13 protein-coding genes are annotated in these 13,548 nt (G+C 31.6%); 5 read left to right on the plus strand and 8 right to left on the minus strand.

Annotation, left to right across the window (positions count from 1 at the left end; all coding sequences use genetic code 11):
• Nucleotides 1–219: 219 nt before the first annotated feature.
• The 3 genes from NZD85_RS03525 to NZD85_RS03535 all read left to right on the plus strand — a co-directional run bounded on the left by NZD85_RS03525 (nt 220) and on the right by NZD85_RS03535 (nt 1,556).
• Nucleotides 220–846 carry a peroxiredoxin gene (locus tag NZD85_RS03525; protein WP_038336698.1) on the plus strand — a complete coding sequence of 209 codons (627 nt, stop codon included), beginning with the start codon at nt 220–222 and terminating at the stop codon, nt 844–846.
• 160 nt (nt 847–1,006) lie between these two features.
• Complete coding sequence (locus NZD85_RS03530; protein ID WP_135836238.1) at nt 1,007–1,324, plus strand: thioredoxin family protein; 318 nt, start codon at nt 1,007–1,009, stop codon at nt 1,322–1,324.
• A complete protein-coding gene (locus NZD85_RS03535; RefSeq protein ID WP_171621659.1) occupies nt 1,305–1,556 on the plus strand; it encodes a DUF6952 family protein in 252 nt (83 codons plus the stop codon). The genes NZD85_RS03530 and NZD85_RS03535 overlap by 20 nt, the downstream gene beginning before the upstream one ends.
• A 59-nt stretch (nt 1,557–1,615) precedes the next feature.
• Here the strand turns inward: NZD85_RS03535 and NZD85_RS03540 are convergent, their stop codons facing one another.
• The 8 genes from NZD85_RS03540 to NZD85_RS03575 all read right to left on the minus strand — a co-directional run bounded on the left by NZD85_RS03540 (nt 1,616) and on the right by NZD85_RS03575 (nt 11,659).
• Entirely contained in the window at nt 1,616–2,332 is a 717-nt protein-coding gene (locus tag NZD85_RS03540) for a GLPGLI family protein (RefSeq protein ID WP_260543437.1), read from the minus strand.
• Between the two features lie 50 nt (nt 2,333–2,382).
• A complete protein-coding gene (locus NZD85_RS03545; RefSeq protein WP_260543438.1) occupies nt 2,383–3,141 on the minus strand; it encodes a GLPGLI family protein in 759 nt (252 codons plus the stop codon).
• A gap of 52 nt (nt 3,142–3,193) precedes the next feature.
• A complete protein-coding gene (locus NZD85_RS03550) occupies nt 3,194–4,258 on the minus strand; it encodes a T9SS type A sorting domain-containing protein (protein WP_260543439.1) in 1,065 nt (354 codons plus the stop codon).
• Nucleotides 4,259–4,517: 259 nt separating this feature from the next.
• Nucleotides 4,518–5,339 (minus strand): hypothetical protein, encoded by an 822-nt coding sequence (locus NZD85_RS03555; RefSeq protein WP_225541607.1) that lies wholly within the window; start codon nt 5,337–5,339, stop codon nt 4,518–4,520.
• Between the two features lie 136 nt (nt 5,340–5,475).
• Complete coding sequence (locus tag NZD85_RS03560; RefSeq protein WP_260543440.1) at nt 5,476–8,652, minus strand: efflux RND transporter permease subunit; 3,177 nt, start codon at nt 8,650–8,652, stop codon at nt 5,476–5,478.
• A gap of 12 nt (nt 8,653–8,664) precedes the next feature.
• Complete coding sequence (locus tag NZD85_RS03565; RefSeq protein ID WP_225541609.1) at nt 8,665–9,735, minus strand: efflux RND transporter periplasmic adaptor subunit; 1,071 nt, start codon at nt 9,733–9,735, stop codon at nt 8,665–8,667.
• A 12-nt stretch (nt 9,736–9,747) separates the two neighbouring features.
• The gene (locus NZD85_RS03570; protein ID WP_225541610.1) at nt 9,748–11,061 is read right to left on the minus strand and encodes a TolC family protein; all 1,314 of its coding nucleotides are present in this window, start codon (nt 11,059–11,061) and stop codon (nt 9,748–9,750) included.
• A gap of 4 nt (nt 11,062–11,065) precedes the next feature.
• Entirely contained in the window at nt 11,066–11,659 is a 594-nt protein-coding gene (locus tag NZD85_RS03575; protein WP_225539017.1) for a TetR/AcrR family transcriptional regulator, read from the minus strand.
• 133 nt (nt 11,660–11,792) lie between these two features.
• Here NZD85_RS03575 and NZD85_RS03580 point away from each other — a divergent pair, with 133 nt between their 5' ends.
• Both NZD85_RS03580 and NZD85_RS03585 read left to right on the plus strand, forming a co-directional pair.
• Nucleotides 11,793–12,770 carry a YpdA family putative bacillithiol disulfide reductase gene (locus NZD85_RS03580; protein ID WP_225541611.1) on the plus strand — a complete coding sequence of 326 codons (978 nt, stop codon included), beginning with the start codon at nt 11,793–11,795 and terminating at the stop codon, nt 12,768–12,770.
• A 39-nt stretch (nt 12,771–12,809) separates the two neighbouring features.
• Nucleotides 12,810–13,514, plus strand: coding sequence for a class I SAM-dependent methyltransferase (locus NZD85_RS03585; RefSeq protein ID WP_225541612.1), 705 nt, complete (start codon nt 12,810–12,812; stop codon nt 13,512–13,514).
• Nucleotides 13,515–13,548 lie beyond the last annotated feature (34 nt).

Consider the following 13,548-nt stretch of genomic DNA (forward strand, 5'->3'; position numbering starts at 1 on the left):
ATGAACGCTTGATTTCATTAGGAGTTTAGTAGAATTTGATTTAATGATTTTTATTAATTATATGTTATAAATAATATTTATAGTTTAATCTATAATTGAAATTAAAAATCTATTGACTATTGAGATTATCGGCCTAAATTTGCATCAGTAAAAGAGATAAAAACTTTAATTAGTTTTATCAAATTAAGAATTATTAAACAAAATATAAAAACTAAAATTATGTCATTAGTAGGAAAAAAAGCGCCTTTATTTACAGCGCCAGCAGTAATTGATGGAGACGAAATCGTAGAAAACTTTTCAATGCCAATCGGAGAGAAAAATATCGTTTTATTTTTCTACCCAAAAGACTTCACATTTGTTTGTCCAACAGAATTACACGCTTTCCAAGCTAAATTAGCTGAATTCGAAAAAAGAGATGCTGTTGTAATCGCTGCTTCTTGTGATTCAGAAGAAACTCACTTAGCATGGTTAAACACTGCTAAAGATAACGGAGGTATCGAAGGTGTTACTTACCCAATCGTTGCAGATTTAGCTAAAACTATTGCTATGGACTATGGTGTATTAGCAGGTGAGTATGTGTACAACGAAGAAAACGATTCATTAAAATTTGAAGGAGCTCCAGTTGCTTACCGTGGTACTTTCATCATCGACAAAAATGGAGTTGTTCGTCACGAAACAATCAACGATTTACCATTAGGTCGTAACATCGATGAGTATGTACGTTTATTAGACGCAATTTTACACGTTGAGAAATACGGTGAAGTTTGTCCAGCTAACTGGGAAGAAGGAAAAGATGCTATGAACGCTACTAAAGATGGTGTAGCTTCTTACTTAGCTTCTCACTAAAAAAATAACTTGGAATCTTAGAATTCCAAAATTCACGGAGAGGCTGTCTAAATTTTGACAGAAGATTTTTAACTGATTTATTTTCAATGTAAAATCACTAAGTTAATACCTTAGACAGCCTTTTTTATATCCAATTTTTAACACTTTAAAAATTAAAAAAATGTTTGCAGAATTAGAACAAGATAACTTAGCACAAGTAGTTGCTGATAACAATATCGTAATTGTACAATATGGTGCTGGATGGTGCGGAAACTGCCGTTTGGTAAAACCAAAATTCAAAAAATTAGCTGCTGAATACGAAGGTCAAGCAGAATTTTTATATGTTGATGCTGAGAAATTAGTAGAATCAAGAAAATTGGCTGAAGTTCCAAATTTACCAACTTTCGCTGTTTTCAAAGGAGGAGTTAATGTAGGACAAGTAACTGCATCTAAAATTGATGCTGTAAAAGAATTGATCAATGAAGCTGCCGGTATTTAAAAATTTAGCAAAAAACGTTTCGATTGAAGCAATGGAAACGGCTTTAGAAGTTTTAGAAGTTTATGCTGATTCTCCAGCGGTTAAAGAGCCAGAGCAAGAAGTAATCGGTGAAATGATTTCTAACATTTGTGGAGCAATGGAAATGAAACAAATGATGGAAGAAGAAGGAATGGACGAGCGTACTGCTGCCAATACTTTCATGCAACGTGTGATGGGTTCTATCGATAAATAAGATATTACACACTTTATATAAAAAAAGGATTTCGAATGAAATCCTTTTTTGTTTTTTAATTATTGTTTAAATAATTCATTAAATTTTCTCTCCTCCTCTTTCATCATTTCATCAAATTCTACTTGAGTTATCGATTTCCCATTCGTAGGTTTTTCTATTTTCAATCTTTCATTTAATTCAACCTTTGTTGCTAAATAAATTTGTTTGTTTACGGAATTTTCTTCTTTATTCGTCAAAATTAATTTTAGAATAATTCCTGGTAATCCTTCATAATTAGAAGGTCCGTTTCTATAGTTTAGTTTTGGTGCATACCAAGCTTCAACAAATGAATTTTCTGAAACTTGTAAAGTTGCTTTTTTAACATCGAACCCTAAAATTTTATCTTTATCTTTTCCTAATATCCAATTTTTGGTTGTTATAGAATCTGTTATTAACATTTTTTTTCCGTTATAGTTAACTTCAGAAAGAGTTGATTTTTCAACTAAATTTTTATAATAAATTCCTCCTGGTCCACTTATAAAGGAAATTGACACTCCTGATCTACCCTGAGAGTTATCAATTCTATCTATTCTTTGGAAAAGCGATTCTTTATCAGAGCTTAATAACTCAAAATACAATCTATTTTCGTTACTGTTTTTTAATCGTTCTTTGACAACAGCATCTTTTGCATTTTCAATATCAAATTCATTTCTAAATTCGTATTCTATTTGTAGTCTTTCTTGGCAAAATGTATTTACAAAACACAATAACATTACAAATGAAAGTATATTTTTCATATAGATTCTTATTTTTTTCTAATTTCTGTGGCTTTGGATAGTTAATTGAATCATAAATTATTTTCCCATTCAAATAATAATTCTAAATCTATTCTTTCTCCTTTTGGGAATATAAAATTTCTGTCTATTTTTCTTAATTTTTCTTTAACTCTTTCTGGCGTTTCAAATTTTAATTGTGGATATTCTTTAATGCTTTTAACAGCATACGTTTTATTTTCTACAGGATTTTTTATTGTACTTACTTCTATCTTTTTCACGTCCTTTAATTGCCAAGAATATCTCCCTCTGTCTTCATTAACACTTACTATTGCGCCAGGAAGTCCATGCAATTTCCATGGTCCAACATTTACAGGAATATCTAATGTGTACCAAGCAGTATAGTTTCGCCCTCTGAAAGTAGCCGTTGCTTTTTTTAGATTATAATCATTTTCTACTTTTGTTTCATTTGATAATTCCCATTTAATAGTTGGAATTTTTTCTGTAAAATTCATCATTTCAATATCAATCTGTTCTTGAATGACCATTTCTAATTTTTTGAAATTACTATAAATTAATTCATTATCAATCATCTTTTCTTCTATAACTAATGAAGTACTGTTTTTTTCACTCTTTGCTTTTTCTTTTAGTTTAATTACTGTATATAAACTTACCTTATTAGGAACATCATATACTAATGTTGTGTTATATGTATTTGTTCTATTCAATATTGAAACATAATTATTAAACTGATAATCAAGTTGATAATTTTGTGCATATATAGAATTAGCAATACAAAATAAAACGATTAATAATAGTGGCTTTAATTTCATTTTTTTTTTATTTATTTTGTCCAGAACTAAAATAAGTTGACACTAAATCAACTTATTTTTTTAGAATTTGTTTTGTAGTAACATTTCCTTTATTGTCGATTAATTTTAAAATATAATTTCCTTTTGAGAAATTTCTAATATCGATTTTAGTTGTTATCGAAGATTGATGGATTAATTTTCCACTGATATCATAAATTTCTACTTTCGATAAAATATTATCCGATTTAATGTAAACAAAATCTGTCGTTGGATTTGGGTAAATTTCTACTGATGAATTATTAATATAATTCTCTGATGTAGATAATTTTGCATCTTTGATAATGACAATTTTATTGTCTGAAGTGTTAAATGCATAGCATCCTTTTCCACAGTTAATTATAGATCCTGTGTAACCAAAAGCTTGAGAAATTGGTAAATTATCAGCCAATAAAAATGTTTCGGCATTGAATCGTTTGAAAGAGATATTACCATTCCAATCGTAACTTGCAAAACATGCTTGATCTGTATTTTCATCGTAAACAACAGGTCCAGTTACATTAGGAAATTGACCTATAACAAATGGTTGAGTTGTTACATCTACAACTTTTCCGTCGTACGAATACATTTTGTTGTTAAAATAGCTAAAATTTAAGTTAAATCCTGATAAAACACTTCCCGAAAGACTTACATTTGAAACACCTCCGTTATTAACAGATAGTCTTCTTATCCCGTATTCTGTCGATTCGTTGTTATAACCGATTAAAGAATTTGCACTCGTAAACTCGATAACGTTACTTCCTGAATGACCTGGAGTTGTTGTAGGTCTCATTACATTATCATCGTAAATTGCTACTCCTCCATGTCTTGGTGTTACGGATTTATAACGTCGAGAAACCGCTATAGTATTGGCTTTACCTGGCATAACTTCTATATCCTCTACATAAAATGACCCCAGAAAAGAATCTGCTCCTAAACTAAATTGCAAATCTGCTTTTTGATTTGGAACATCAAATCTTCTAACGATAGAAGCTCCATCAAAACCTGCGTAAATATATTTACCATCATCAGAAATAGCCAAAACAGTAGGTTCACTTCCCATGAAAACAGTTTTTTCTAATTGAAAAGTTTCTAAATTCACAATTCCAATACTATTGCCATTTGATCCGTTTGCGCTGGAAATACTTGCATAGATTTTATTTGATACTTTGTCGTAAACAATATCATTTGCAGTTACATCAACTGTATATACGTTTAGTTGAGAAAAGCTACAAATAGATGTAGAGATAAATAAAAAGGATAAAAATTTTTTTTATAAGCAATTTTATCTTATACAATTAGTTGTTTTTAATTACTTCCAAATATATACTAAATAACTAATCATTTAACAAAAAAAGCAGTTATTCAACTGCTTCTTCTACTTCTTCATTCATATTATTTTCTAATTCACTTAAAGCTAAATTTAATGAAATCTCCGTGCAATACTTTGAACCTAAATCCAATCCTTTTTGAAGAAATTCTTCAGCTTTTTCTTTCTCGCCCGTAAAATAATAATAGTTATAAAACAATCCGTATCCATCTGGGTTTCCTAAATCAAGTACGCGTTGTGCCAATTGCTCTAACTCTTTATTGGATTCCAATTTCAACTCTTCTGTAGCTGATAAAGTCTCAAAAATACCACCTGATTGTTCAGCAAATTTATACGCAAATACTATTTTACAACTTTCGTCAAAACCATCTTTACAAAGTTTAGCATTTGCTTTTTCGTTTTCTTTTAACTTTCGATTCAAACCTTCTTCATCAAAATCAAACAAATAACTTGCATTATTTTTAAAATTAATGTCATAATTTTGAGCCATCCAACCTGCTCGTTGTGCTAATTTAGCCTCTGTTTGCGGTTTATTTTCGAAAGATTTTAGATTAGATTTGTATACTTTTTTATCAACCCAATCTGAAATTCCTTTTAATTGATTCTTTTCTTTTTTGAAGATAAAAACTGTTTTCTCTACAAAAATCACTACTGAATCGTTGCGCTCAAAAAACTCGTACCCTTCTTCGTCAAATTCAGTGATTGTTACTTTTCCTTTTCCATCAAATTTTAATGGATTGTATAATTCATCCTTTGACTTTGTTGTAAAAACACCTTCTAATGTATTGGTAACTTGTTGAGCAAAAAGAGTTGACACTGCAAAAAGAGCTGTCAAAAGAAATATCTTTTTCATTTATAAAATTCTCAAAATTAATAATTGAATCAAAAATAAAGTTTTTAAATTTTAGAAAACTCACTAATTATAGTTAAAATAAAAAAAGTCGCTCCAAAATAGAGCGACTTCAATTATTAAATATCGAATTGAATGATTATTCTTCCCATTCTTCTTTTATTTGGCGTGATTGATAATCAGCAACCATTTCTGCTTCATAATCAATTTTTTCTCCTTTTGAGAATCGTCTTATTGCACTATCAAATAAGGAGTAAACTACTGGTACAATGATTAATGTAAGGAATAATGACGAAACTAATCCACCAATAATTACCCATGCTAATCCGTTATTCATCTCTGCTCCTGCCCCTTCTGCTAAAGCGATTGGAATCATACCAAACACCATGGCAATGGTTGTCATTAAAATTGGACGAAGACGCGCATGATTGGCTTGTACCAATGCATCATGAGTTGTTTCTCCTGCTTCTTTCCTATGGTTTGTAAAATCGACCAATAAAATAGCATTCTTACACACTAAACCGATTAACATAATCATTCCGAGAATCGTAAAAATATTCAACGAATTATTCGTTAAAGCTAAAATCAAGAAAACTCCGATTAATGATAATGGAATAGAGAATAATACTACGAATGGATAAACAAATGATTCGTACAAGGCTACCATGACCAAATAAACTAAAATAATTGCAGCCAATAATGCGTAACCTAATGTACCAAAACCTTCGTCTTGCATTTCTTTGTCTCCACCCCAAACATATGAAACTCCTGTAGGTCGTTTGTTATCTATTTTGTTTAATTTTTCTGTAAATTCATTTATAATATCGCCTGAAGTACGACCAACAGCCTGAGATTGAACTGTAACAGAAGGTGTTTTATCACGACGTTCTAAGAAACTTGGTCCAGAACTTTGCGTCACTGTTGCAAATTGATCCAAACGAATTTGTTGACCTTTATCATTCACAAAAATCAAACTACGAACATCATCAATATTCGAACGATTGAAATCATTGTATTGAATATTAATGTCATATTCGTATTCACCTGCTCTAAATTTACCATCGGTATTTCCAGAAAAAGCCGTTTGCATGGTTAATCCAACCGTTTGCAAATTCAATCCTAATAGAGCCATTTTATCGCGGTCAACTTGGACATTAATTTCAGGATTTCCAGTTTCAGTTGTTAATTTCACTTCCGAAGAACCTTTGATTTGTTCTAATTCTTGTTTGGCTAATTCGGCAAATATCATTGCACTTTCTACATTAGATCCTGTGACCACCAAAGCAATAGGCGCTTCTTCTGCACTAACAATACCTACTGGAACGGTTTTTACTTTTACTCCAACCAATTCTTTTTCTAATTCACGCTTTATTTTTGCAGCATAAATAAACGAATTGTCTTCACGTTCTGATTTATCATTCAAAATAACATCAATTTCCGCTTTGTAAGCTGTTGCTTGTGCTGCTCCGAACCCTTCAGAACTTTGACCAACAGTTGTAATCATATCGACTACTTCTTTTTTATTGCGTAAAAATTTCTCTGCTTTTTGCGTAACAAAATTTGATTCTTCGATTGTTGCATCTTTAGGTAATTCCATTTGAACCAAGAATTCTCCTTTATCCGTTTTAGGAAAAAACTCATTCCCAACATATTTTCCTCCAATTAAAACGCCAACAACTGCAAACAAAACAACAAAAACTCCAACAAAAACTCCAATACGTCGAGTAGTCGTTTTAAGACACCACTCTAACATATCTGAAATGAAGTGTGTAAATTTTGTTAACTGTTTTTCGAACCAAAGAATAAATTTTTCGAAAATATTTTTTCCTGTAATATGCTCTAATTTTCCGAAACGAGAAGACAACCAAGGGACAATTGTAAATGACGATAACAAGGATAATAAGGTTGCTATAACAACTGTCACACAAAATTGTGCAATAATATTCGCTACCAAACCTGTACTCATCGCAATTGGTAAGAATACAACTACAATGACCAATGTAATGGCTGTTACTGTAAATCCGATTTCTTTTGAACCATCATAAGATGCTCTAATCTTCGATTTTCCCATTTCCATGTGACGGTAAATATTCTCTAAAACAACAATGGCATCATCCACCAAAATCCCTACAACAAGAGATAAACCAAGTAAAGACATCAAGTTTAGCGTATATCCCATCAAGTACATTCCGATAAACGTTGCAATTAACGAAGCTGGAATAGAAACCATTACAATAAAGGCATTTCGAATACTATGTAAAAACAAAAGCATTACAACTGCAACCAAAACAACTGCTAAAAGCAAATCGAAAATAACATGATTTGCAGCTGCTAATGTAAAGTCAGAAGTATCATTTACAATCTGAATTTTCAATCCTTCTTTCTTATAATCTGTTTCAACTTTTTGGATCGTCTCCTTCATTAATTCAGAAACCGCAACTGCATTTGCGTCAGACTGTTTTACAACCTGTACAATAATCGCTGAACTTTGATTAACGCGTGCTATTTTCTCAACTTCTTTTTGAGAATCTTGTACAAAAGCAACTTCTGATAAACGAACTTGAATTCCATTATTCGAAGAAATAACTAAATTATTTAATTCTTCTACCGATTTATATTTACCAGAAAGACGGATAATCGTTGAGTTTTCGCGTGTTTTTACACTTCCTGTTGGAAAATCTAAATTAGATGTCAAAATTGCTTGTTGAATTTGAGGTACAGATAAACCATAACCTTTCAATTTCAAAGGATCTAAACTGACTTGAATTTCACGTTCTTGACCACCAATCAAATTTATTTGTGCGACACCTGTCACACGAGACAAAACTGGTTCTATTTTTTTATCTAATAAATCGTACAAATCTTTTTCTGTCAACTTATCAGATGTCACACCGGCTGTAATAATCGGTAAATCACTTAACGAGAATTTCGTCAAAGAAGGTGGATCAACATCGTCTGGTAAATCTTTTTCGATTGCATTAATCTTACGTTGCGCATCATTCAATGCTAAATCTGCATTCGCGTCAGAATTCAACGTTACCATTACAACTGATAAACTTTCGTAGGATTTCGATTCTACTTTTTTTACATTTTCTAAGGCTGCAACAGCATCCTCTATCTTTTTGGTAACAGAGTTTTCAACTTCGTTTGGAGAAGCTCCAGGATAAATTGTTGAAATTGTTACGACATTCGTTTCAAATTTTGGGATTAATTCGTATCCCATCTGTGTGTAACTAAACAATCCTCCCAAGGTCAAAATCGTGAATAACACGATAATCATTGTGGGACGTTTAATTGATATTTCTGCTATTTTCATGGAAAAATTATCTTACTTTACAACTTTCACTTTCGTTCCATCTTTCAGATTAATCTGACCACTTGTCACAATTTCAGCTCCTTCTTTAACTCCACTGATAATTTCAACTTCAGTTCCTACCGTTTTTCCAATGACAACTTTCGTTAGTTTTGCGATATTATTTTCAACGACAAAAACTTGTCCAGAACTAATCCCATTTACAAAAGCATTGGCTGGGATAACCAAAACATTTTTCCCTGCATTAACATCATCTTTTGTGGAAAAAATTGCTGTTCCATACATACCAGCTTTTAATCCCGAATTATTCGAAACTTGAATTTCTACTGGAAAATTTAACGAAGCATCTGCTTTAGGCGCAATAAAAGAAATTTTTCCTTCAAATTCTTGAGCTGGAAAAACACTTGCTAACACTTTGATTGTTTGACCAACTTTTAAATTCACAACTTCAGCTTCTGTAACTGTAACTTGTAATTTTAATTTTGATACATTTACAATATCAAACATTTGTGAACCTGGTGCTACAACAGAACCTGGTTCGATGTAACGTTTATTAATTACACCAGAAATTGTTGCTTTTACATTGGTATCGCGCACACGTAAATTTTGAGCAGAAACAGCTGCTCTCGCATTTTTTAATTGTAAACGCGAGTGATCCAATTGTTGCTTTGTTACTCCGCCTGTTTTGTATGCATTTTCGTAACGCTCATTGTCCACTATAGCATTTTGTAAATTATTTTGTGCTTGTGTCACATCAACTTCAATTGCATCTTTTTTAATTGTTGCCAATGTTTGTCCAACAGAAACATAGCTCCCCTCATCAACCAAAACACGCACAATTCGTCCTGAAATTTCAGACGGGAAACTCATTTCTTGAAACGGTGCAAATGTTCCGTTTGATGTATAATCTGTATTCAAGCTTTCGTATTTCGCTTTGACAGTATTCACCACCACCTCATCGGCACTTTCATTTACAATCGCAACCTCTTCTTCTTGCTTCGCTTTGTTATTTTTGATGATGTAAACTGCTCCTCCAATCAAGCCAGCAGCAATTAATATATAAAGTAAAGTTTTTACTGATTTCATAAACCGGTTCTATTATTGAATTAATGTGTTTAAATCTCCTTTGGCTTTTATTAAAGCTATTTCGGCAATTTTATATTCTAATAAAGCATTTGAATAATTATTTCGAGCAGCTGTTAACGCATTTTCGGCATCTAATATTTCTGTCAAATTTGCCAAACCTTGCTGATAATTATTTTGTGTATTTGATAAAACTTTCTCAGCTAACATTACATTTTCTTCTTGAATATCAACACTTTTTAACGTATTTTCAATTTGAGCTTTAGCATTCTGATATTCTAAACTCAACCCCAGTTTCGTATCATTCATTTGTTGTTCAATATCGAGTAAATCAATTTCTGCTTGATTTATTTTAGCTTTTGTAGCTCCACCAGAAAAAATAGGAACTTTTACACTCAATCCAATTGAAGCTAAATCTGACCAAAAATAATCTTTAGACGTTAAAAATTTATCACCCATTCCTGCGACACCATAATTAGCTGCTAAACCAACGGTTGGATAAAGATTTGCACGTTCCGCATCTTTCGCAAAACCTAATAATTCTTTTTGTTTGGATAAAAGTTTGAACGCTGTTCTATTTTCGACTTCAACCTGATGATCTAATAAAACTAAATTTGGCGAAATTGTTTCTTCTTTCAAATAAATTGGCTCATCGATTGGATAACCCATATAAAATTTCAACGCATTTTTGTTGATTTCCACAGCATTTACCAATTGTTGACGTGAAGAGGATATATTATTTAATTGAACCACAATTCGATCCAAATCAATTGGTTTTGCCAATCCATTTTCCACCAAACTTTTAATAACATTGCGAACTTTATTCGTGTTCTCATAACTTTTATCAATCGTTTTTAATTTTTCTTCTTGAATGAAAACTTGATAATACGCATTTGCCACACGCTCTATAATTTGTTCCTCCGTTAACTCTGCATTGATTTGGTAAAATTCTCGTGTAGATTTCGCCGCTTTAAGTCCTGTAAAAACACGCTGATCAAATAATGTTTGATATACATTAACACCGATATTCGAAACCCAAGGCCTACTCATTTCACCCTTCATTTGTTGCCCCGCAAAGGACAAAACCATTTGCTGTAAAATTGGACTATACTGAATTGCGGCATCAGCACTCACTTGTGGCAAAGCTCCAGCTCTTGCTTCGTCTATTTTGAATTCCGCTTTTTTTATTGCTAAATCTGCTCGTTTTGCATCCGCTTTGTTTTCTAATGCAAATTTTATAGCATCTTTTAGTGCAATAATTTCTTGTGCATTTACGGTATTCATTACTGCTATAATCGCTATGGAAAGTAATAATTTGAACCTCTTCATCAATTTATTTCTTATTAAAAAGTGTATTGAGTATAATCTGTTTTCGATCCGAAAGAATTCGTTTAAAATCATCGTCACTTAATTTCAAGTCTAACTGAAGAAGTGGACGAATTGTAAACGGATAATTAATTAACGAAATCATATTCAATAAAAACTGAATTGGTTCCATTTTTTCTATTGTTCCTTTTTCCATTTCTTCTTCTAATCGTTCATAAAAAACTTGGACAACCTCATCCAAATTATCTTTCATTAATTTAGAACACATCGTCTTATTTTTATTCATTTCGGTTACGATATAGGTTTCCAAATAAGGGTATTTTATAGATGTAGCAATTGAATCTTCGATAAACTCTCCTATCATCTCTTTTATATCACGATTTCGATCTAAAATTGCACGCGATTTTTCATTACTCACAACTGTTGCTTCTTCATAAATAATGCTAATCAAATTGTTACGCGATCTAAAATAGTAATTGATCAACGTACGATTCACCTTCGCTTCATCCGCTATTTCTTGTGTAGTGGCATGAAATCTACCTTCACCAAAAAACATCCTTTTTGCTGTTTCTTTGATTAATTCTTCCGTATCATCTTTCATATCTATGTGCTATTTTATTTTTGACAAATTTGTCAAACAAAATTATTAATATATTTTGTTAATCCAAAAAGTTAAACATTATTTTTATAAAAATCGTGTGGATTACCGATTTGATTATCCGTAAATTTGCGCGATGAAAGAACAATATGATTTGATAATTGTCGGTGCTGGACCTATTGGTTTAGCTTGTGCAATAGAAGCGAAAAGAAACAATCTTTCTCATTTAATTTTAGAAAAAGGAGCCTTAACAAATAGTTTATACAATTATCCTTTGTACATGACTTTTTTTTCGACTGCAGAACGATTAGAAATTGGTGATATCCCATTCAATTGTATTGCACCAAAACCTGGTCGACAAGAAGCGTTGGAATACTACCGAAACATTCATAAGTATTTTAAATTTAATTTAAATCTTTATGAAGAAGTCTTAGCTATCACTAAAGTTGAAACTTCAAATTTTGAAATTAACACCTCAAAAAATAACTATTCTGCAAAAAATGTAGTGCTTGCAACTGGGTTTTATGACATCCCTAATATGATGCAAATAGAAGGCGAAGATTTGCCAAAAGTGCATCATTATTATAAAGAGGCGCATCCGTATTCTTTTCAGAATGTTGTCGTTGTTGGAGCAAATAATTCATCCGTAGATGCCGCTTTAGAATGTTACCGAAAGGGTGCAAATGTAACCATGGTAATTCGAGGAGATAGTTTTACAAATCGTTTAAAATATTGGGTTCGACCTGATATTGAAAATCGTATCACGGAAGGAAGTATCAAAGCATATTTCAACTCGAATATCACCTCTATCAATGAAAATCAGGTTAATATTAAAACACCACAAGGAGATATTTCAATAGAAAATGATACCGTTTTAGCATTAACGGGTTATCATCCTAACTTCAAATTTCTCGAAAATTGTGGAATTACATTAAGTGATGATGAATTAAAAACACCTACATATAATCCCGAAACAATGGAAACTAATGTAGATGGTTTATATTTGGCAGGAGTTGTTTGTGGAGGAATGTTGACGAATATTTGGTTTATCGAAAACTCGCGCATACATGCACAACAAATTGTGGAGGCTATTTTAGCAAAAAATAATGAATAAAATATTCTGAATAAAATCAGAACATAAAATACAAATTACATGAAAGACCTTTTCGGACAAGCAATTTTAGATTATCAAACTAATCAATCGCCCGAAGATTTGTATACTGAGACATCTATTTCAGAATTAGATGTTATGCCAATTGATTATCTCTTTCGAGGTTACGATGAGATGCCGGTTTTAGAACAAAAAGCGTTGGATTTAGCGAATGGAAAAGTCCTTGATGTTGGTTGTGGTGCGGGTTCTCATTCACTTTACTTACAAGAAAAAGAGAAAGAAGTTAGTGCAATTGATATTTCTCCCAAAGCAATAGAAGCCTGTTTATTGAGAGGTATCCAAAATGTAAAAGTTCAAAATTTTCTTGAATTAGATGAAACTGAAAAATTTGATACCATTTTATTTTTAATGAACGGAACAGGGATTTTTCAGAACCTTGTATTAATCAATGTATTCTTGGATAAAATAAAAAAAATATTGAACGAAAATGGTCAAGTTTTGATTGATGGAACGGATATTATTTACATGTTTGATGAAGATGAAGATGGCGGAAAATGGATTCCAAGCAATGGAAATTATTATGGCGAGTTAGATTTCACCGTTCATTATAAAGGCGAACAAGAAGAACCTATTCAGTGGTTGTATTTGGATTTTGACACGTTAAAAAATGCATGTGAATATCATCAACTATCTTGTACAAAAATCAAAACTGATGGTGATTCTTATTTAGCAAAAATATCATTATAAACAATTCAAACTATCAAAATACAAACTCACTAAT

Origin of the sequence: Empedobacter stercoris, assembly GCF_025244765.1 — a bacterium.
Classification (GTDB): domain Bacteria; phylum Bacteroidota; class Bacteroidia; order Flavobacteriales; family Weeksellaceae; genus Empedobacter; species Empedobacter stercoris.

Bases quoted from the DNA above. Each gene is read 5' to 3' on its own strand.
- NZD85_RS03525 (WP_038336698.1), top strand. From the start codon at position 220: ATGTCATTAGTAGGAAAAAAAGCGCCTTTATTTACAGCGCCAGCAGTA.
- NZD85_RS03530 (WP_135836238.1), top strand. From the start codon at position 1,007: ATGTTTGCAGAATTAGAACAAGATAACTTAGCACAAGTAGTTGCTGAT.
- NZD85_RS03535 (WP_171621659.1), top strand. From the start codon at position 1,305: ATGAAGCTGCCGGTATTTAAAAATTTAGCAAAAAACGTTTCGATTGAA.
- NZD85_RS03540 (WP_260543437.1), bottom strand. From the start codon at position 2,332: ATGAAAAATATACTTTCATTTGTAATGTTATTGTGTTTTGTAAATACA.
- NZD85_RS03545 (WP_260543438.1), bottom strand. From the start codon at position 3,141: ATGAAATTAAAGCCACTATTATTAATCGTTTTATTTTGTATTGCTAAT.
- NZD85_RS03555 (WP_225541607.1), bottom strand. From the start codon at position 5,339: ATGAAAAAGATATTTCTTTTGACAGCTCTTTTTGCAGTGTCAACTCTT.
- NZD85_RS03560 (WP_260543440.1), bottom strand. From the start codon at position 8,652: ATGAAAATAGCAGAAATATCAATTAAACGTCCCACAATGATTATCGTG.
- NZD85_RS03565 (WP_225541609.1), bottom strand. From the start codon at position 9,735: ATGAAATCAGTAAAAACTTTACTTTATATATTAATTGCTGCTGGCTTG.
- NZD85_RS03570 (WP_225541610.1), bottom strand. From the start codon at position 11,061: ATGAAGAGGTTCAAATTATTACTTTCCATAGCGATTATAGCAGTAATG.
- NZD85_RS03575 (WP_225539017.1), bottom strand. From the start codon at position 11,659: ATGAAAGATGATACGGAAGAATTAATCAAAGAAACAGCAAAAAGGATG.
- NZD85_RS03580 (WP_225541611.1), top strand. From the start codon at position 11,793: ATGAAAGAACAATATGATTTGATAATTGTCGGTGCTGGACCTATTGGT.
- NZD85_RS03585 (WP_225541612.1), top strand. From the start codon at position 12,810: ATGAAAGACCTTTTCGGACAAGCAATTTTAGATTATCAAACTAATCAA.